This window comes from Clostridiales bacterium (assembly GCA_015243575.1).
Lineage (GTDB): Bacteria > Bacillota > Clostridia > Peptostreptococcales > Anaerovoracaceae > Anoxybacterium > Anoxybacterium hadale.
On the sequence record CP042469.1, the window covers coordinates 3,462,426 to 3,481,648 of the forward strand.

17 protein-coding genes are annotated in these 19,223 nt (G+C 48.0%); all 17 read right to left on the minus strand.

Annotated features, from left to right (window positions below; all coding sequences use genetic code 11):
- Positions 1-84 precede the first annotated feature (84 nt).
- On the minus strand, positions 85-1,107 hold the full coding sequence (locus tag FRZ06_15360) for an ABC transporter ATP-binding protein (protein QOX64621.1): 1,023 nt from the start codon (positions 1,105-1,107) through the stop codon (positions 85-87).
- Entirely contained in the window at positions 1,104-1,802 is a 699-nt protein-coding gene (locus tag FRZ06_15365) for a hypothetical protein (protein QOX64622.1), read from the minus strand. The genes FRZ06_15360 and FRZ06_15365 overlap by 4 nt, the downstream gene beginning before the upstream one ends.
- Positions 1,803-1,876: 74 nt before the next feature.
- Positions 1,877-2,944, minus strand: coding sequence for an ABC transporter substrate-binding protein (locus tag FRZ06_15370; GenBank protein ID QOX65965.1), 1,068 nt, complete (start codon positions 2,942-2,944; stop codon positions 1,877-1,879).
- 19 nt (positions 2,945-2,963) lie between these two features.
- Complete coding sequence (locus FRZ06_15375) at positions 2,964-3,785, minus strand: hypothetical protein (GenBank protein ID QOX64623.1); 822 nt, start codon at positions 3,783-3,785, stop codon at positions 2,964-2,966.
- Positions 3,769-4,566 carry an ABC transporter ATP-binding protein gene (locus tag FRZ06_15380; protein ID QOX64624.1) on the minus strand — a complete coding sequence of 266 codons (798 nt, stop codon included), beginning with the start codon at positions 4,564-4,566 and terminating at the stop codon, positions 3,769-3,771. Before FRZ06_15380 ends, FRZ06_15375 begins: the two co-directional genes overlap by 17 nt.
- Before the next feature lie 113 nt (positions 4,567-4,679).
- A complete protein-coding gene (locus tag FRZ06_15385; protein ID QOX65966.1) occupies positions 4,680-5,666 on the minus strand; it encodes an iron ABC transporter permease in 987 nt (328 codons plus the stop codon).
- Positions 5,667-5,789: 123 nt separating this feature from the next.
- Positions 5,790-6,440, minus strand: a complete 651-nt coding sequence (locus FRZ06_15390) for a hypothetical protein (protein QOX64625.1) — start codon at positions 6,438-6,440, stop codon at positions 5,790-5,792.
- Positions 6,395-7,324: a LysR family transcriptional regulator gene (locus FRZ06_15395; protein ID QOX64626.1), complete on the minus strand. Its 930-nt coding sequence runs from the start codon at positions 7,322-7,324 to the stop codon at positions 6,395-6,397. The genes FRZ06_15390 and FRZ06_15395 overlap by 46 nt, the downstream gene beginning before the upstream one ends.
- 72 nt (positions 7,325-7,396) lie before the next feature.
- Positions 7,397-8,911: an aldehyde dehydrogenase family protein gene (locus FRZ06_15400; protein QOX64627.1), complete on the minus strand. Its 1,515-nt coding sequence runs from the start codon at positions 8,909-8,911 to the stop codon at positions 7,397-7,399.
- Positions 8,912-9,011: 100 nt separating this feature from the next.
- Complete coding sequence (locus tag FRZ06_15405; protein QOX64628.1) at positions 9,012-9,707, minus strand: Crp/Fnr family transcriptional regulator; 696 nt, start codon at positions 9,705-9,707, stop codon at positions 9,012-9,014.
- A gap of 370 nt (positions 9,708-10,077) precedes the next feature.
- The gene (locus tag FRZ06_15410) at positions 10,078-10,755 is read right to left on the minus strand and encodes a Crp/Fnr family transcriptional regulator (protein QOX64629.1); all 678 of its coding nucleotides are present in this window, start codon (positions 10,753-10,755) and stop codon (positions 10,078-10,080) included.
- Positions 10,756-10,800: 45 nt separating this feature from the next.
- Positions 10,801-11,169, minus strand: coding sequence for a C_GCAxxG_C_C family protein (locus FRZ06_15415; protein ID QOX64630.1), 369 nt, complete (start codon positions 11,167-11,169; stop codon positions 10,801-10,803).
- A 105-nt stretch (positions 11,170-11,274) separates the two neighbouring features.
- Positions 11,275-12,006, minus strand: a complete 732-nt coding sequence (locus FRZ06_15420) for a class I SAM-dependent methyltransferase (GenBank protein ID QOX64631.1) — start codon at positions 12,004-12,006, stop codon at positions 11,275-11,277.
- Positions 11,993-13,531 carry a radical SAM protein gene (locus tag FRZ06_15425; protein QOX64632.1) on the minus strand — a complete coding sequence of 513 codons (1,539 nt, stop codon included), beginning with the start codon at positions 13,529-13,531 and terminating at the stop codon, positions 11,993-11,995. Before FRZ06_15425 ends, FRZ06_15420 begins: the two co-directional genes overlap by 14 nt.
- Positions 13,532-13,556: 25 nt before the next feature.
- Positions 13,557-13,751 carry a hypothetical protein gene (locus FRZ06_15430; GenBank protein ID QOX64633.1) on the minus strand — a complete coding sequence of 65 codons (195 nt, stop codon included), beginning with the start codon at positions 13,749-13,751 and terminating at the stop codon, positions 13,557-13,559.
- The gene (locus FRZ06_15435) at positions 13,723-16,086 is read right to left on the minus strand and encodes an FAD-dependent oxidoreductase (GenBank protein QOX64634.1); all 2,364 of its coding nucleotides are present in this window, start codon (positions 16,084-16,086) and stop codon (positions 13,723-13,725) included. Before FRZ06_15435 ends, FRZ06_15430 begins: the two co-directional genes overlap by 29 nt.
- Positions 16,087-16,236: 150 nt before the next feature.
- The gene (locus tag FRZ06_15440; GenBank protein QOX64635.1) at positions 16,237-19,092 is read right to left on the minus strand and encodes a molybdopterin-dependent oxidoreductase; all 2,856 of its coding nucleotides are present in this window, start codon (positions 19,090-19,092) and stop codon (positions 16,237-16,239) included.
- Between the last annotated feature and the right edge of the window lie 131 nt (positions 19,093-19,223).

Consider the following 19,223-nt stretch of genomic DNA (forward strand, 5'->3'; position numbering starts at 1 on the left):
CTGATCAATATAGAAATTGCCGGGCTCTCTCGTTCTATAGGCTCTCTCGTTCTATAGGCTCTCTCATTTCCCAGCCTTCCTCCGCTACTTCACCAAGAGCTCTCTTTTGAGTTCTCCTCCTCGTCTGAGGCACTCCCGCATTCCGTATAATACCCCATCCAGTTTTTCCACCTCTTCCAGGCAAAGTTTTTCCTCCAAGGAAGTGTCAATCATCCGGCTAACACCTCCATTTTTGATTACAATCCTCTTATCTGCCCGTAAAGCCAGAAGTGGATCATGGGTTGAAATCAAAACAATTTTCTCTTTGCGAGCCAAAATATCTATGGCTTTCCTCCTATCAATTCCAGCGTTTTCGATTTCATCAATGAGTACGATAGGCGATGCACTCATATATGCAGTATCTGCGATCATCAGGGCTCTTGACTGTCCGCCGCTGAGCTGGGTTACCTTTACATCCCAGCCGAATTTTTCCCCTGCCAGCTCGTTGGCCTGCTCATAACAGCGCTGAACGGTATGCTCCATGTTTTTCGACATGCGGCTTCTTGCGTGCATCTCTAGAAATTCCCGAACGGTGAGATCCATGACGAAATTCATATTCTGGGAAAGCTGGGCAACAAGCCTGCCCTCCATATCAAATCGCTCCTCATCTGACAGCGCTCTTCCGTCAATGAGGATCTTTCTTCCAGTGGGAGTATCCTCGTTTGCCAAACACTCGATGTCTGCCAGCAATCTGCTCTTCCCCGAACCGGTGGGTCCCACCACACTGATGATCTCACCAACGGACACCGACCACTCCGTTACCTCCGAAGCACCGGCTTTGTCGGTGCCGCCCAGAATCGTGACTTTCTTGACTCTGACACCTTCCTCTGCCCCCCGACCGAAGACTGTCAAAAACTCACAAAACTCCCGAAGGACATCATGTTTTTCCACACCGAATTCCTGGAACAGTTCAGAGTCAACATGGGACAGCGCATCCTCCAGTGTGAGCTCTGTATGGAGTTCTCCGATTCTGAGATTCTGAAAAAAGTCGTGGCAAACAGGATGCTGAGCGATAATTTGATTCAGCGGCGTCGTCAAGACCCAGGCCATATACGTTTCAAAACTCATACCTGATCTCCCTCAAACTCCATTTTTTTCATAGTTCCCATCTGGTACTCCTCCCCGATTCGTGTTTCTCCGGTACAATAGGAACAGACAGCTGCCGGTGTGGTAAACCGGAGCCTGCTGTCTCTAAGGCTGGTGATTTCCTCAGCGTTTTGTACTTGTTTTGCTAGGATGGTTGCCCCCTGTCCTGTTATACCATTGATAAAGATGATTTTTGCAGAGGGATTTACCTGCCTGATATTAAAGGCAAAGACTTCCCGCTCTGCCTGAGATACAATATCTCCCTTGGTGACCGTTACGATATCGGCCATCTTCATCATAGGCCCAATCTTGCGGGGGGTGTTAATGCCGGAAAGATTGTCGATAACACATATGGACAAAACCCCTCTGATATAGGGCGAGCAGCGATTGCAAAGCCCGGCACTTTCTGTAATCAACAGTTGAAACCCAGAGCGCAGACCCCAGTTCACCGAACCTTCAATGTTACTCACAAAGAAATGATCAGGACACAGCTTTCCCGAGAATCCTGTTTTTACAGGAATACCCTTTTCCTCATAGCGAAAATGATCAAAGGAGGTCAGGCAGTCGAATTTCACGACCCCCATTTTGCCGTTCTCAAAGTCCAGCGCCTCAGCAAGCTTCAAAATCACCGACGTCTTTCCTGCGGATGGCGGTCCTGCCACTGTGATCAGTCTCATACATGTTCTCCTTTCCTTCCAGTCATTCTCACCATTCTCCTTTATCTTTATTAAGCTTCCAATGATCTTCCTGCTTATTCTCCCAGAAGTTCTGCCGCTTTCGCTCCATCAACATCCACATGGTAGAACAACTTGTAGAACTCTTGCATTTCCAAGGAAATATCAACTCCGTACTGATCCGGATACAGGATGTCTCCCAGCCAGAGGATACCAAAAATCCGATTGACAGAAGGAGGGTTTGCCATTGCACTATAGGGAGAGGCAGGAATTTTATATACCCGTCCATTTTTTACTGCATCCAGTACAGACCAGGCTTTATCGCTAAGGATCATCTGATAGACTTCCTCCGACTCTGCTAGGATCACATCTGGATTCCAGCCGATGACCTGTTCCATGGAGACTTCGCTTCCCGCTCCGCTGGATACCACTTCCAGATCAGCCGCATTAATGCCTCCTGCGGTTTCAATAACCTCTGCATGAAAAGACCCTCTGGCGTTGGTGTTCAGCCCCGCGTCTCCCAGCGCTTCATAAACGCGCAGCCTGTCTTCTTCCGCCACTGAGGCGCTGACTTTGGCCGCCTTCTCAGATACTTCTTTACAATACTGAGCGAGCTGATCCGTCTCCCCAGTATCACCAATCAATTCTCCAATCTTTTCATAAGCCTCATCCATGGTATCCAGCGTCGCTTCTATGAAGACAACCGGCATGTTGAGCTGCTGCTGAAGCCCGTCCATATCCTGTGCAATCGTATCCTTCGCTTCTCCGATATCTACGATTACGTCAGGCGCGGCTGCAATTAGCGCCTCCATATTGAGGCTGGCATTCTTGCCATAAAACTGACCGAACTGGGTCATTCCCCAATATTTTTCATCAATCAGCGCCTTCGCTTGGTCGGAAAAAGCAACCGCGATACCTGCCAGCTTGTCGGGGCAGGCGGTATAAAGTACAATTTGCGCCAATGGACCGGAGGGAGCAATGGCATCAATTTCCGCTGGGAGCTCAACCTCTCGTCCCGCAGAATCCACAAAGATTCTCGTATCCGGAGCGGTTTCATCCGCTGACCGTTCTGAGGCACCGCAGGCTGCTGCTGAGAATGCCAGAGCAAGAATCAGGATAACAGCCAAAAATTTCTTCAGTTTCATGTTATTTTTCCTTTTCATATTAATCCTCCTCTTTATTCATAAGAGAGCCTGTTTTAGAAACCTGCTCTGCTATTTCTTGCTGTCCGCTTTTCCGGATCATACGAACTCGTTCTCCGCACTGAAAAAAGGCTTTATGACCTGCAATGGCTACCGAATCAATCAGCGCCTGGCTGCTTCCTACCATAAATCCACTGATTTCTTCCACACCATAGGAAAATAAGATTGGTGTCATAGGCGAACTTGGCCCCACCAAAATAACCTTCGCATTTTTTGAAAGCTCCAAAAGCCTTGGAAGCGTTTTATTCACAAGAGTTGCTCCTGTTATAAATACAAAGTCTTGCTGCGGCAAAAGATACTCGCAGGCGCTGTCAGGGTAATCATCTCCAGAGGGCCTCCGCTCCAAAACACTAACTTCTCTCGCTCCTGTCAGGTACTTTTCAAGCTGATGGAAATGACCGATCACCGCTACTCTCTTCCCCAGTACTGTTTGCCCATATGCATCAAAAGCATTTTCCGAGCTGGCAATCTTCCATGGTGTTTGTCCCGAAGCAGCGGTACTCTTCCACGTATCCTTATTATTGAAATAAGCATTGACTGCTGCTACGCCAATCGATGCCTCCATGAAATTCCACGATTTAGACAGGGCTGCCAGATACCTGAGGGGCTGTCCTCTTCTACTCCCCAGGCTTTCCAAATCCAGTCCCTGCTGTTCTCGAACCGTCATAGCCGCGCCGGAGTATTTCCCTGCGGTAACTGCAGTCCAGCTAAGACCTACCGTAATGTTGTCCACCGTGATATCACTTGGAATTTCTTCAATCAGTTCATCATAAAGCTTCCACATAACTTACCTCTCTTTGATCAGGAATACAAAATTTAAGATGTCTTTCTTTTATCTCATGCAAATTCACATGGATTCCGTAGATTTCCCTTAGCAGCTCCGCAGAAAGGATCTCATCCGCTGGCCCCATAGCCTCTATGATTCCATCCAGAATTACCATCACCTCATCGGCAAATAAAAAAACATGTTCTGGATTATGGGTGGACTGAATCATCAGATATCCCTGCTTTGCAAGGTCTTTCACCGCCTTCATGACCTTGATCTGATTTCCGTAGTCCAGGTTGGAGCAAGGTTCATCCATGATAATGACTCTGGTCCGCTGGGCCAGCGCTCTTGCAATGAGAACAAGCTGCTGCTCACCCCCGCTGATCCCTTGAAAATTTCGATCTCTCAGATGCTGGATATTTACCATATCAAGAGCTTCTTCTGCAATCTTTCGCTCCCGTTTCCCCGGATTTTCAAATCGTTTCAACCGGGCAGTTGTCCCCATGAGAACCATATCAAGAACGGAATAGGAAAACGCTGTGGAGTGGTTTTGGGGAATATAAGAAATCTTTTCAGCCAGCTGGATCGGAGAAAGAGTTCCTGCGTCCGCTCCGTCAATTATTATTTCTCCCCGCCAGCCCTTTAGAAGCCCCAGAATGCAGCGAAACAAGGTGCTCTTTCCCGCACCATTTCTGCCCAAAACACATAGGAGCGATCCCTCAGCTGCCTGAAAAGAGATTCCCTTTAACACATCGTTGCTTTTATAGGAAAAAGATAAATCGTTTACGTGTAATGCCATATCATTTCAGGCAGTCCGTTCCGTTTCTATTAAGCGGAAGTACCGTTGACTTTTCCGTATCAGCCAAGTGATCCGAAAAGTTGTCGCAAGCAAACCGCTTAACACAAGCAAGCTCAGCGCTGCCTGCCTCCCTCCTTCAAAATGAGATATAAAAAGAATGGCGCGCCGATAAACGCCGTAAGAATTCCGATGGGGATTTCTCTGGTTGCCAGCATTCTAGCAAAATTGTCTACTACCAGAAGAAAGCTGCTGCCAAGAAGAACAGAAGCCGGAAGCATTGTCCGGTAGTCGTCTCCCACGATCATCCTTGCAAAATGCGGAATCACCAAGCCAACCCAGCCAATCAGGCCGCTCACAGATACCGCAGCAGCGGTAATGAGCGTAGCACCCAATATCACTACTGTCCGCACCACTCTTGCATTGATTCCCATAGTTCGGGCTTCCTCATCTCCCATGGTAAGAACATTGAGTCTCCAGCGCAGCAGCAGGATCGGCAGAATGCCAATGATGATCGGAGGACATGCGAAAAAGACGTCCTGCGTTCTGGTGGAGGCCAGACTCCCCATAAGCCAGTAAGTAATTGCTGGCAAGGTGTCCGTTGGATCTGCCACCAGCTTCAGGTAAGATACCCCTGCATTAAATATAGAGCCAACCATAATTCCTGCCAGAATAAGCCCCAGTGTGACATTGAACTTCACCCTCCTGCTTATAGCCAGGACAATTGCAACGGCCAGAATTCCAAACAGGAATGCACTGACGGAAACCGCCTGATACCCAATGGAGAAAAATAATCCCAGCGCAGCCCCAAAAGCCGCCCCATTGGAAGCACCTAGAATATCCGGTGACACCATGGGATTCTGAAAAATACCTTGATAAGCAGCACCTGCACACGCCAGCCCTCCGCCAATAACCGCCGCCATAATGACGCGCGGCATTCTAACATTGAACAGTACCGTCTCGTCCTGTACGGTCCAATCCACCGGGATATCCATTACTCTCGATAAAAGAATTTTTAAAAGGGTTCCTGGGTCGATTGCATATTTTCCCATTAAAAAAGACCCGAAAAAGCATACCGCCAAAAGGGCGGCAAGCCCTGTCATTCGAATCTTGACATGTTTTGAATCCTTCACCATGAAACCTCCCAGCAGTCCACAGTTTCGTTTTGTTTATAAAAACACAACGGTATTCTGATAAAACCCGCTTAGTGCGGGCGCTTTATAAAATCAATTTTGCCTTGAATAATCAGAGATTTGATTTAGAAACATTCTGACGGAACGCTCTGCTTCTGCCTCGATCCTTCGGGAAAACGGAACCAGTTCTGTATCAAACCGTTCCGTCATATCCCTCTTCAGCTTTTGATGCCAGGTTAGGCAGCTTTTATCAATCACAGCCTGCTCGCACATATGGCGGTTTTTTTCCTCGAGCTTCAACACCCCGATGCAGGGAATACTCCCGCCAAGAACCTGATATAAGGTCTCTCGGAACGCTGATACTCCCAGTTCCATTCCTCCTATTTCATCCAGCAGGATCAGCTTTTTTCCATCGAAATTAGTGAGATAATTCAGGGCTGCCTTAGTAAAAACTTCTGGTGTTTTCACTGCCCTGCTTCCGTCAAAATATAAAAAGATATCGTTTAGTTCCCGGTCATACTCTCTGGTCAGATTCAGCGCCTCCGCAGCTGACGCAATTCGAAATCCAACCGTTGCACCTGTGCCGTCAAGAAGCCGCTGGCTGCTGAAGCCTCCAGTCTGATCCAGATATGGCTCAATCAACCTCCTGATCAACGTAGACTTTCCTTCCTGCACAGGCCCTTCCAGAAACAGATGTCTCACTTGGCACCTCCAAAATACTTTACGAAGAGTCCTTCGGCACATCGTTCCAAGTCTTCCCGCATCTCAATATAATTACGGACAAAGACTCTGCCTTCTTCCGTCAGAAAAGAAATACCACCCTCACTTCCTCCGGCACGGCGCTCAAGCAAGGGTCTACCAGTCTCTTTTTCTGCCAGGCTGATCATTTTAAGTCCCTTACTGTAAGAGATATTCATCTGCCTGCATGCTGTCTGCATAGAACCTGTTCGATCCACCAGCTCCAGAAACTGCAGAATGCCTGGCCCAAAGACCAGTTCGTTTCGCCCTAGTTTCAATTGAAGGTTGTAGCGCAACGGTTCCCTATTTCGGGATACACTATGCCGCAATCGCTCAATATCTTCCTCCGTCTCCAGCTCAAACAAAACGCCTTCGTCATTGACATCGATATATTCTATTTCTCGTCCTCCTGCTGTCACCGCACCCCAAAGCCCATTATTTCCTCTATAATTCAAGACATCCCCAAACAACCCATTTCCCAGAAGGATGGGATGTCCCGGTTTGCCGTTAAAAACAGGGCAGACTGCATCCTTTTTACCATTCAGCAGCAGCCGCAAGCTTGCTGAGTTAAAAAGAGGTACATCCACAGGCATAACAAAAATCCTGTCGCATTCTTGATTCAGATATTGGACGCCCATCTGAACTGCGTGGAACATGTCCCGATCCCTGTAATCGCCATTTCGCAAAAATACGACACTCATCTTTGCCAGGTGCTTTTCTATATTCTGCGCATTATGTCCTGTGATCACCACAATAGGATCCACGCCAGCATGCTGCAGCGTGATAATCATCTTTTTTATAATCGAGGTGTCCCCCATCCGAAGGGTAGGGTCAAAGTCAGGTATATTCAGGTGAATTCCTGAAGCTGCGATTACTGCGCCGGTTTTCATAATCCCTCCAAAGCGTTATGTATTTTTTTACAGTACGGTTTCATTCTACCATAGGTCTATCCCCGCTGTAAATCATCGGTTTGCGGTATAAACTAAATTATTTTCCTTTTCGCTGTACCAGCCGACTTTCCCCGGAGCAAGATTGATATTGATCTGCTTGATTTCCTGGTATTCTTCAAAACCATGAACGCCCAGCTCTCTGCCGATACCGGACATCTTATAGCCGCCCCATGGCGCCTCGTTAAAGGTCGGGTTGTAGCAATTAATCCAAGTGATCCCGGCGCGGATTTCCTTGATGACTCTCAGCGCACGAGCCCCGTCCGAGGTGAACACAGCACCAGCCAATCCGTAAGGCGTGTCATTTGCAAAGGCAACGGCCTCTTCTTCTGTCTCAAAGGTCTGTATGGTTACCACCGGGCCGAAGATCTCTTCCTTTACAATCCGCATTTCCGGGGTGCAATGATCAAAGATGGTCGGTCTGACGTAATAGCCTTTTGCGCATTCGCCCTCTGTATACCGTTCTCCGCCGCAGACACAAACAGCGCCTTCACTCTTTCCGATTTTAATATAATCCAAAACCGTGTTCATGTGTTCTTCTGATACCAACGGCCCCATATCTGGATTCTCAAGGGGATTTCCAATTGTAATCGCATTGGCCCTTTCCGCAAGCCGCTTCACAAATCGGTCTTTCATGGACTTTTCGATTATGATCCTCGATCCGGCGGAACACACTTCCCCCTGATTGAAGAAAATGCCGATCATGGCCCATTCCACTGCTCCTTCAAGATCTGCATCTGCAAAGATTACGTTTGGAGACTTGCCGCCCAGTTCCAGTCCAGTCCGTTTTAAATTTCCGATTGCTGCTTGAGCAATGGTCTGCCCAACCGAGGTACTGCCTGTAAAGGATACCATGTCAACATCCAGGCTTTCCGCGAGCTCCTGACCTGCGACGCCTCCGGAACCCAGTACCAGATTAACGGCTCCTTTTGGCAGCTGCAGCTCATCAAAAATTTCAAAGAGTAGTACGGAAGAAAGGGGCGTCACAGAGCTGGGCTTAAAGATAATGGAATTTCCTGCCGCCAGTGCCGGCGCCAGCTTCCACGCCGCCATCAAAAATGGATAATTCCAGGGAGTGATCTGGGCGCAGACGCCAATGGGTTCATGAATGGTGTAGCTGTGCATTTCTCCGAAGCCTTTGTTTACATTGTATACGCCTCCGGCAGGCTTGGTAATCAGTCCTGCATAATAACGGAAACAATGTACCGCATCATCGATATCACACTCTGCCTCTCTCAGCGGTTTTCCGTTATTGATACTGTCAAGCCGAGCAATCTCTTCTTTTCGCGCATCGATGGCATCGGCAATTTTCAGCATGGTATCCGCTCGTTCCTGCGGGCACATATCCCGCCATTCGCGCGTACCATAAAAGCTTCTTTTTGCTGCTGCTATGGCTGCTTTTGTATCCTCAACAGTACTGTCAACAATTGATGTAATCACTTCTCCGTTTGAGGGGTTGACCACCTTTCTTTCTCTGCCTGAGGAAGCGGTGATCCATTCTCCGTTTATATAATTTCCTTTTACTTTCATCTCTGATACCTCCTGACCGTGATATCCCTACCGTTAAATTTACGTAAGTTTAGCACGAGGGAAGGTCTTTATTCTGTTGTATATACAACATTCCACTTTACTACCTTGTCTTTTTTGCCACACCAGTTTGTTCATATAGGGTGTACCTGTTTTTCTTATAATCAATCAATCCTTTTTTTCTCATCTGATTCAGTTCCTTTGAAAGAACACTGCGATTTACGCAAAGGTACTGAGCAAACTGTTCCTGATTCATGCTGATATCAAAGGTGTCTCTTCCTTTTTTTTCCCGGATAATACTCAGATAAGTCAGAACCCGCTCTTGAAGGGTGCGTTTTGACAGCACGTCAATCTTATACATCAGTCGTACAAGCTCATTGCTCAGAATCTCACTGTTGTTTGTAAGAATTGTCTCTTTGACTGAATGGCTTAGCTTGTCCGATAAAATGAGCTTTTGATACGAAAGGAACAGTACCGAACACTCAGACTGGCTGATTAAACTCACCGGACTCGTTAAGAAAGTGGTGTTGACTGCATCCAAAGCAAGCACCTCGCCTTGTTTATAAATCCTCAAAATCTGCGTTTCGCCGTTGTAATGGTACTTGGTGCTGAGCACCGTTCCGCGGCAGAGGATTCCAATTTTTCTGACAGGGTCGCCCTGTCCAATGATGACCTGATTCCTATCATATTCTTTCAAGGAAGGCATGGAAAAATCCCGGACCAGACGGATATCATCTTCGCTAAGTCCCTTGAACAGTTGTGATCGTTTTAGCACCACGAGATGATCATCTTCTGCCATTTTCAATCGCCCTCTTATCCAGCATATTTCAGCACTATCTAAAAGTTCTTAACCGTACAGCGCCCAATTGTTATTACCTTGGCGTATTACCAGCATTTACATCTGTCTACATAAAAGGAAGAGCCTGGGCGCTCTTCCTTTTACTGCGGTTATTTTTTTCTGTTCTCAAGCTCTGACTGTGACTTCAATTACAGAAAGTAATTTACTGTCAACAGCATTATGTAAGAAATTCCTTTACGCTAAAGAGGCAAATCTTAGCTCGTGGAGACCCAGATTAATTCCAGGTGCTTCCATAGGTTTTTACTTGAATACAGTGTATCATGCCTCGCTCCACATAACTGTTGTATATACAACATAATTTCGAAATATTTTATCTTATCGCTTGAATCAAGGTATATCGCTTTCCCCGGTAATGAATCATTCCCTTCCTCCTCATCAAATTCAGTTCCTTTGAAAGGGCACTCCTGTTGACGCACAGATATTGAGCGAGCTGTTCTTGGTTCATATCGATCTCAAAGGTGTCCGAATTGTTTTTTTCCCGAATCAAGCTTAAGTACGTGAGAATTCGCTCCTGCAGGGTTCTCTTGGACAGCACATCGATTTTATACATAAGCCGAATCAGTTCATTCCCTAGGATTTCACTGCTATTGAACAGAATCCGTTCTTTCAGCGAGCAGTCAATCTCAGGCGTTTCAAAGATTCTCTTGTACGTCAGAAAAAGGACACTGCTGTCAGACTGGCTGACAATGGTTACCGGGCTTGTTGATAACGTGGTACTGACTGCATCCAGCGATAACACCTCGCCTTGCCTGTAGATTCTTAAAATCTGTTCATTCCCGTTAAAGTGGTATTTCGTGTTGAACGCAGTTCCTTTCTTCAAGATACCCACACGGCTCAGCACTTCACCCTGGTTTACGATGATTTGGTTTTTCAGGAACTTTCCTTCAGAGGGCACCACAAACCGGCAAACGTCCTCAAGTTCCTTCCGTTCAATTCCTTGAAACAGCCTTGATTTGCTGAGACAAGCAATGTTTTCCATCGTTGTCACACGCCACCTCTTTTCCGCAAGACTAAGCGAGGTTGCCGAGTGGGATTACTCCCAATCCAGCAGCTCGCAGACCTTAAGAAACGTCGCATTAAGCATCATGGGACATTTCTCCACCTTATTCATCGGATTGTCTAAAAGTAGTGTATCGCAGTCCTGGCTTTCGAAGGAGTCTTCAAACCACTCCCGCAGCACTTCCCCGTGCGCTCCTGCTGTTTCAGGATCAGCAAGATACAGCAAGCACAGCGCAGCAGAAAGGATACCGCAGATTTTCCCCTGCCAAAAACCATTGCAAAGAGCCGCCATTGCAGCAACTAGATCAGGATTCTCCTTCTCCAGCTTTCTTAGTCCAAGCTCCATCATAATCTGGCTGCAGCAGAGCCCCCGCAGTTTTAGCTCCAATATATCCGGATTCATCTTAACCTCCTGACGATTCTCACTTTTAATGCTGAATACTGACTGTTGATTTGCAACGCCTGTTAATTTGCAAAGCCCGTTGATTTGCAAAGTCCGTTGATGCCTTTAGAGAGGTTTTTCTGCTGTCAGCATAAAATATCCAGTTTTGTACTGATCCTTTGGATGAAGGGCCTCTTCGCACAAGCACCCCTCTAAGCTTCCATCTTCCATAATTTTTTCTGCCACATAACGCACCAGTTCTTCGTCGCAGTCCTCCCACTTAATATTGTGGTAGCCGATTTCCTTAAGCTGCTCGATCAGCGGCTCGATCAAAAAACGTCCTGAAGAACGGAAGGGAACCAATCGGTTCTTGTGCTCCTCCTCGCAATCGGTACTGCACTCGTGCTCGCCATGGGGTTTCTGGCTTTGCCTTGCGGCCTCTATTTTTAAAGCTTGAATAAAACCAGGTTCCGGATTTTTTATGTAAAGATCACTTATGAAAAGCCTGCCGCCCTTCTTGAGGACACAATATGCCTCATGCAGCGCCTCATCAGGAATATTAATGACAGAAAGTACGCATTCCATAGTCACTCCGTCGAAAGAGTAGGACGGAAATGCATCAAGGAATTCTCCGTCTCCGTATTGTATCTTCAGCTCTGGATTTCGGTCCTTAGCTTCTCTGATTCGTTCCAGAGAAAGATCGATTCCACTGCAGAGATATCCGTATTCTTGTTGGAGATACTCCATGGTTTCGCCGAGTCCGCAGCCAATATCCAGGACTGCTGCACCTTTCGGCAGCTTCCACTGCTCCATCGCTTTTTTCGTAATTCTGAATTCTCCCGGCTTAAATTGATTCATGTTGGTCCTCCCTATAAATAGAGTTGTATGCGCAGAAGGGGATCAGCCTGTCATCAGGGGACAGAACCTGTACTCTGCAGCGCTTCAGCCGCTCCGCATCAAGATTGCTGCCATCCATAAAAGCCATGCAGGACACGGAAAACATATTTCTCCTCAGCTCATTCAGAAACTGGTCAAAGTCCAAGAGTTCCTCATTGGTGCCGCCACACCCATGCGAATCGGAGCAACAGTCGCTGCTGCTTTCATCACAGCCACAGGATCCAGTGGATTCGCAGAAGGTTTCGGTAGATCCGCAGCAGCAGGTTTCAGTGGACTTACCGGAGCGGTCTTCGGATTCGGCAGGATTGTTACAGCAGCAGCTTTCTTCCTGCTTTTGTTCCTGATAAGGCTCATGAATGTGCCATTTATTCAGCACAAAATCCCGATCCTTCTTGATAATCTCCAAGGGGTCCTTGGCTTCACAGCAGCTTAGACCCTCCATTTTCGTACCGTAATTGATAAGACTTTTTACCGTACCGTCCTTTTGTTTCTGATAAGAGCTTTGGAAGCAGCAGAGCGGATGGCCCGTTGTAATGGGATAGCAGTCCCTTGCCGCAAAAGCTCCCTTAGTCTGTTGTTCCAGCTCGTTCATAACATCAAACATCGTGACCCGGTTTTCCTTCTCCCCCGGATGTCTGCCGAAAAAGCTGACGGGCTGGAAGTGAATGCCTTTCACAACATCCACATTCTCAAGCAGGAAGTCCATCATCGAACCGATATTCTTCAGATTCACATCCCTGACAACAGTTGGTACGAGGGTGACAGGGAGCCCTGCCTTTCTGCAATTTTCCACTGCTTTCTTTTTCAACTCCAAAAGAGGCTCACCGCGAAGCACTCTATAAATCTCATCGTCGGTTCCGTCGAACTGAAGAAATGCAACGGATGCACCGGCATCCTTTAAAATTTGCGCATATCCCTCTTCCTGAGCAATTCTTCGTCCATTGGTATTGATCTGGATGAATTCAAAGCCCTTGCTTTTTCCCATTCGGATGATATCCGGCAGATCATTCCTTACCGTAGGCTCTCCGCCTGAAAGCTGGATATTAAACGCTCGCTCTTCTCCTAAATCCAGCAGCAGATCATATTTCCGCCGGATTTCTTCGAGATCCGGCTCTCCCGGACCAAATCCTCCAGAGAGGTCCGTTTCCGCCTTCGCAAAACAATAGGGGCAATGCTGGTTGCACCGCTCTGTAATATCGATTAGCACACAGCAGGCCGTCTGCAAATGTTCATTGCAGGTCCCGCAATGGAGCGGGCAGCTGCCGGAAACGCCTTGCGTCATGGCTTTTTTCGGAGGAATATTGATGGACGGATTGGCTGTCCAACGCAGATAATCCTCTTCCCGCTGTGCGATTGCCGTTTCAAAGATCCCATGCGCTTCACAGGTTTTGGTGAGAATTACACTGCCTGCCTCAGATACATATCGGCCCTCCAGAGGCTTCCGGCAGACAGGGCAAATACTTTGGGTTGTTCCGAGTATCTTCATTTCTCTAACGCTCCTATCTCCGCTCTTATTTTTCTTCCAGCATCTTTTCCACTTCGTTCATTCTGCCCGACGCCAGCTTTTCAGGGATATACACCTGTCCGCACTTGGGACAGCGCGGCACCTTATGGCGAAAGGAACGATTCAGATAGCTGAATTCCACTTCAGATTCAGTCATATCCACTTTACACCGATCACAGATCAGCTTTGACTTTTCTTCCATTCCAGACTCCCTCCAATTTGATTTTCATTCTATGGGTGTACGCATTGACGACTTCATACGCGTCATCATTCTGACGATATTCCACCCAGTAGGTGACATGGCCCAGCTCACGGTAGCAGCTGTAGGTTCCCTGCTCCTCATCAAAGGTACGCCGCTTTGAGGTCTCACCAAATTGAATCACCTCCAGAAGATCCTCTTCCAGAATCTTCATCTGATCCATCTTTTCTTGAACCTCTGCTCCTATTATGAGGCGATATTTACTTTGCGGCTGTTGTTTTTCCATGGTCTCTCTCCATACTTCTGTCAGCAGCGTTTCTTTCAGTCTGACCCTGTTTTTCCTTCGTTCTGTCAGGCTCGGCAGCTTGCTGTCTATGGGATTGATGCCGTACATCAGGTCAAGGAGATGCAGTGCAGGCTTGCCCTCGCCCCTAAAGATATCCCGGCAGTTGATGCAGTACGTAAGGTACGGTTTGTCGCTGAGCGCGCCGCGGCTTTTGGTCACATAAGCGGCGTATTCTGCATTGGCCTCTGATACATGTCCTCCATATCCGCAGCAGCCGTGGAGGTCGCCCTTGGGGAGCTCTTCTATTTGCACTCCTGCCTGCAGAGCCAAGGTTCTCACCGCTTGTTCCATTGGGATGTTATTTCGTGCAGAGCAAGGATCAAAGATGGAATAAACTTCGCTGGCTCCCAGTCCGGCGGCACTGTCTCCCCGTTTGGTCTCGCCGCACCACTGTTCCAGAATTTCATACAAGCTGGTGGTTTCTATTTCAGGAAGATATTCTTTCAGGTGCTTTCGACAGGACGGACAGGCCAGGATCAGGATCGGTCTTCCAAGTTCCTCCCACTCCTTGCGGAGCTTGCCAATTTCCTCGTCATGAAGCGCTTCATTTCCTGCCCATTCCGCAGGGATTCCGCAGCAGCGAAGCATCAATCCGGTGTCCGGTCTCTTCTCCAGAAGCTGGCGATACGGTTCTGATACATAACGTGGATCTGCCGCACCCAGCTGACATCCCGGAAAAAAAGCGTACCGTGTGTCCGTTGGTGTCCCTTGGGAAGCGCCCTCTCTCTTCCAAAGCGGCTGAGGCGCCCTTCTTGTTAAAGCTGCCGCCTCACTGCTTGCAAACGCCATATCCCTGATCCAAAATTGATGGTATGCTCCCGGCAGAGTACCCTGCTTGTGCAAACTTCTTCGTGCCTCCAGCAGCATTCTCCCGATTTCAATCTCCTCAGGACAAACCTCTTCACAAAGACCGCATTGGGTACACGTATTCATTAAGCGTTTGGCAGGGGTCTTCTTCATCATGGATTCAGAGGTGGAAAAAGCCACGGTGGACATAATGTCATCCCGAATTCTCATAGGCCATTTGTTATGATATGCACAAACATCGCAATATTTCATGCAGGCATCGCATTGGCAGCGGATACACCTGCCCGCCTCCAAAGAAGCCTCCTCGTCGGTATAAATACAGCCGTCAGACGGACTCACAGCTTCTGTCCTGATCAGCTTATCCGGGTCTGACGCAGACCTGCATGCAGGAGGCGCAGAGGGGTATTCCAGTCGGCCGGTCTTAAGAAAGACCTCGATGGCCCAAGCCATATCCAGCCCATCCGCCATTGCCCGGATCGGATCTTTTCCGGTCAAGCTGCCTCCCGCGAATACCGCCATGGCGGTGGACTCTGCACCGTCCCGTTTTACGATGGTACAGTGCCCTTGCTCCTGATCCAGAACCCCGAAGCTACTGCCCCCTTTTCCTGTGGCGACATATACCGCTTCAAAATCCTGATCCAAAAGTTCTTCTATTGATGCGATCTCTGTATTGAAATGGAGATCGTATGTTTCAAATTGCAATTGCCGTTCAATGTCGGCAAGAAAGAGTTCCGATGTCAGCAGATCCCAAAGCATTCCGCCCCAGCGTCCAGTTTTTTCATAAACCGTGACTTCATATTTTTTCTGAGCGAGCCGCAAAGCGCATGCAAGTCCGCTGATTCCCGCCCCGACTATGGCAATTTTGCGCTTTTTCAGCGGCACATTATAATCCGTGGGGTCCTTTCGTGTGGCTTTTGCAACACAAGTCTTTTCCAGAAGGTTCAGCTGCACCGACTGATCCAGATCCTTTCTGGGACATGCCTCAGCGCAATACTCAGAACACAGCGCAGCTACCACATCAGGGAATCCCACCGCATTGCGGAAGGTTTTGTAAGCGGCATTGTAATTGTTCTTTTCCATTTTCGTCTGAAAGTCCAGCACATCTACATGAAAGGGGCACGCATGGGTGCAGAATGGTTTTTCATTCTGCCTGCAGCGATCATATTGTCTAAAATACTTCTCCACTGTAAACTCCTGTTCGCCAAAACAACGATTTGTTGCTCATATTTTATCACATATAGCACCGAAATACTACAAAATGACCACTAGAGACGGACCCCTCATCGATTGAGAGGAGTCCGCCAATAGTGGTCTTATCCGTTCATGATCCTGTTTTTATACTGGATTTGCCTTGATCTTTTCCAGCTCCTCATAGAAGTCAGAGCCAAGGAAATACTTTTTCGGCGGCTGCACTTTTCCTCCGGCTGCGATGATGTCAAGTCCTGCCTTAACCTTATCAGGAGAAGCAGGCAGCTCGTAAATTCTTACACCGCAGGCATTATTGATGGCATTGATTACTGCAACATGGTCAGACGACTGGAATGCCTCAGAAGCTCCGGAAGAGCCAAAGGGTCCTCTTTCATCAAATCCGTCCATGTGGAGCACGTCGATCTTATCAGGAATGTCCTTGATATATGGAACGCCGGCAGAATAGATGTTGTTGTGCTTCTTGACGTCCTCATAATTTTCCTTCAGGGCAAACCCGATCGCATGAGAGATTCCGCCGTACGCCTGGCCGTTTACAGCCTGAATGTTTCCGACTCTTCCTACCCAGTCCACGCAGGTCATTCCGATTACAGTGGTTTTGCCTGTTGCAACCTCTACCTCTACCTCTGACATAAACAGTGCATAGGTATAAGCGTAGGTGGGGCTTCCCACTCCGGTATTCGGATCAAGCAGTCTGAAATTATCCCATTCTGCCTCTGCAACCCAGTTTCCTTCATATTTGGTCGGGATGCCTTCCTGGATCATTTCGTCATAGGTACGGTAAGTACCGTCTTCCTTACGCATTGCGTTAGCAAGATTTTGAGCAGCAAGGATGCTGGCCTTTCCATTGGCGAAATGGGATCTGGAACCGGCAGATTCCCCTGTATTGGGGCAATATTTGGTGTCGGCCTGAATCAACTTGATGTCTGTAGGCAGAACGTCCGGGAAATAAGGCTTCAGAGCCTCCAGAGTACACATCAGGGAACCCTGATCTCCGCCCTGTCCCTGATCCTGCCAGGTATCATATTTGATGAACTTTCCGTCACTTGTTAGCTCAATGGCTGCATTGGCAAAGTCGTCTGATCCAAGTCCTACGTTGTACCCGCCCCATGCAAGGCCTACTCCGCGGCGTACTTCCGGTGTATCCGCAGCTTTTGCTTCTGCAACAGCCTTGTCATAGAGAGGCTTCATTTTATCCATCATTTCCTCCATAGGATACTGGAGGAACTCTGAGCTGTTAATATTGGTTTCGCCTTCTCTGGCAATATTCTTGTATCGGAATTCGAAGGGGTCCATTCCGATTTCTTCGGCCATCATATCGATGAGGGCTTCACCGCAGGTATATGCCTGTGGAGCACCGTAGCCTCGATAGGGAACGCCGAAGGCATGGTTGGTTACCGCAACTCTTCCCAGTCCAAGAACATGGGGCACATTGTATGGGAAGAACATGAACCGGGCAATCTTAATGACTTTATCGTCGCCAAGAGCCGGGTCATATCCGTGGTCCATACCAGCATCAAACTCACCTGCAATGATTTTTCCGTCAGCATCACACGCCAGACGTGCATTCATATAAGCAGGGGAACGCTTGCCGCTGAGTGCCATGAACTGGGAATAATCCATGGAAAGTGCGATGGGCTGCTGCGTCACCTTGCAGGCAATTGCAGCAAGTGAGTAAGAGGTCGCGTTCATTGCCCAGCCGAAGGAGCCACCGGTGGGGTTCTCAACGACACGAATCTGTTCCACAGGGAGACCAACCGCCTGCGCAATATCATCTCTGTCAAAGTAAGTGGTCATCGCTTTGCACTGTACTGTGAGGAGCCCGTCTTCGTCATAATATGCCTGAACGGTGTCGCCTTCAATGGACATGTGGGGCTCTCTTGATGAATAGAAGCTTCCTTCCACTACGTGCGGAGCTTCTTCGATCATATCAGGGATTCTGTCCGTATCGCCCTTGAACAGCGGCTGCCAGGTAAAGGTGTTGTCCATACTGTCATGAATCCTCATGGCATCAGGCATAACCGCATCCAGATAGTTCATATATTCAGGAAGCTGCTCGATTTCAACCTTAACCTTATCCGCCGCTTCCTTTGCATGATCTTTCGTATCTGCAACTACCATAGCAACAACCGTTCCCCAGTTAATGATCTTCTCATCTGCCAGAAGTTTATGTACCTGCTCCATCGCAGTGGTTCTCGGGGAGAACTGGAACATCATCAGGTGGTTGGCACCATCCACATCCTTGGAGGTAATCACCTTAACAACGCCGGGCATTTTTTCAGCCTCACTGTAATCGATGTTCAGAATTCTTGCATGGTTTGCAACTCTTGGCATAACAAGAACAGCATGCAGAGTTTCCGCCGGCATTTTTAGTTCGATATCGTCGCCGTAGTCACAAACACCGCAGGCTTTTGCCAAAGCGTTGGGTCTGGCCAGGGGTTTTCCGTAATAATTCCCCACGTCCTTTTTATAATCATAGGCGATATCAGCAATGGTCTTCTCTCCGCGCATAATAGCGGCAGCTTCCATAACTGCGTCTACGATCTGTTTATAGCCTGTACATCTGCAGACATTTCTGTGCTGCTGGAACCAGTCGCGGACATCTTCTCTGGTTGGACTTGGATTGCTGGTCAGCAGTCCATAAGCAGAGACGATGAACCCAGGCATACAAAAACCGCACTGTACAGCGCCCAGATGGACCATGGCAGCCTGAATCGGGTGAGGATTCATTGGATTTCCAAGGCCTTCAATGGTAATCACTGAGCTGTATTCTTTAACTGTTTTAATTTTCTTGGTACAGGAACGGATTACTTTTCCGTCGAGAATGGTGGAACAGGCGCCGCATACACCTGTGCCGCAGCCGACTTTTGTACCCGTCAGACCAAGACGGCGCAATACGCTTGCCAGTGTGTCCTTTTCGGGATCACAGATGAACATACGATCAGCACCATTAATGTTCAGGGTCATTTTTTTCAACTGTTTCATAAGAACCTCCTAAAATTTCCTCTTTGTTTTCAAGTTTAATCGTTAGCTTAAAACAAAAAGTACACCTCCGTTTCTCTTGCTCTCTTACCGCAAAATAGAGAACAATCGGCCGTTTGACTGCCGCCGCAGAT

What these genes read in the sequence shown, in the direction of transcription:
- FRZ06_15400 (QOX64627.1), bottom strand. Translation starts at nt 8,911, where the DNA reads ATGAAAGTAAAAGGAAATTATATAAACGGAGAATGGATCACCGCTTCC.
- FRZ06_15440 (QOX64635.1), bottom strand. Translation starts at nt 19,092, where the DNA reads ATGAAACAGTTGAAAAAAATGACCCTGAACATTAATGGTGCTGATCGT.
- FRZ06_15425 (QOX64632.1), bottom strand. Translation starts at nt 13,531, where the DNA reads ATGAAGATACTCGGAACAACCCAAAGTATTTGCCCTGTCTGCCGGAAG.
- FRZ06_15430 (QOX64633.1), bottom strand. Translation starts at nt 13,751, where the DNA reads ATGGAAGAAAAGTCAAAGCTGATCTGTGATCGGTGTAAAGTGGATATG.
- FRZ06_15390 (QOX64625.1), bottom strand. Translation starts at nt 6,440, where the DNA reads ATGTGCCGAAGGACTCTTCGTAAAGTATTTTGGAGGTGCCAAGTGAGA.
- FRZ06_15385 (QOX65966.1), bottom strand. Translation starts at nt 5,666, where the DNA reads ATGACAGGGCTTGCCGCCCTTTTGGCGGTATGCTTTTTCGGGTCTTTT.
- FRZ06_15380 (QOX64624.1), bottom strand. Translation starts at nt 4,566, where the DNA reads ATGGCATTACACGTAAACGATTTATCTTTTTCCTATAAAAGCAACGAT.
- FRZ06_15420 (QOX64631.1), bottom strand. Translation starts at nt 12,006, where the DNA reads ATGAATCAATTTAAGCCGGGAGAATTCAGAATTACGAAAAAAGCGATG.
- FRZ06_15365 (QOX64622.1), bottom strand. Translation starts at nt 1,802, where the DNA reads ATGAGACTGATCACAGTGGCAGGACCGCCATCCGCAGGAAAGACGTCG.
- FRZ06_15360 (QOX64621.1), bottom strand. Translation starts at nt 1,107, where the DNA reads ATGAGTTTTGAAACGTATATGGCCTGGGTCTTGACGACGCCGCTGAAT.
- FRZ06_15370 (QOX65965.1), bottom strand. Translation starts at nt 2,944, where the DNA reads ATGAAACTGAAGAAATTTTTGGCTGTTATCCTGATTCTTGCTCTGGCA.
- FRZ06_15405 (QOX64628.1), bottom strand. Translation starts at nt 9,707, where the DNA reads ATGGCAGAAGATGATCATCTCGTGGTGCTAAAACGATCACAACTGTTC.
- FRZ06_15415 (QOX64630.1), bottom strand. Translation starts at nt 11,169, where the DNA reads ATGAATCCGGATATATTGGAGCTAAAACTGCGGGGGCTCTGCTGCAGC.
- FRZ06_15395 (QOX64626.1), bottom strand. Translation starts at nt 7,324, where the DNA reads ATGAAAACCGGCGCAGTAATCGCAGCTTCAGGAATTCACCTGAATATA.
- FRZ06_15375 (QOX64623.1), bottom strand. Translation starts at nt 3,785, where the DNA reads ATGTGGAAGCTTTATGATGAACTGATTGAAGAAATTCCAAGTGATATC.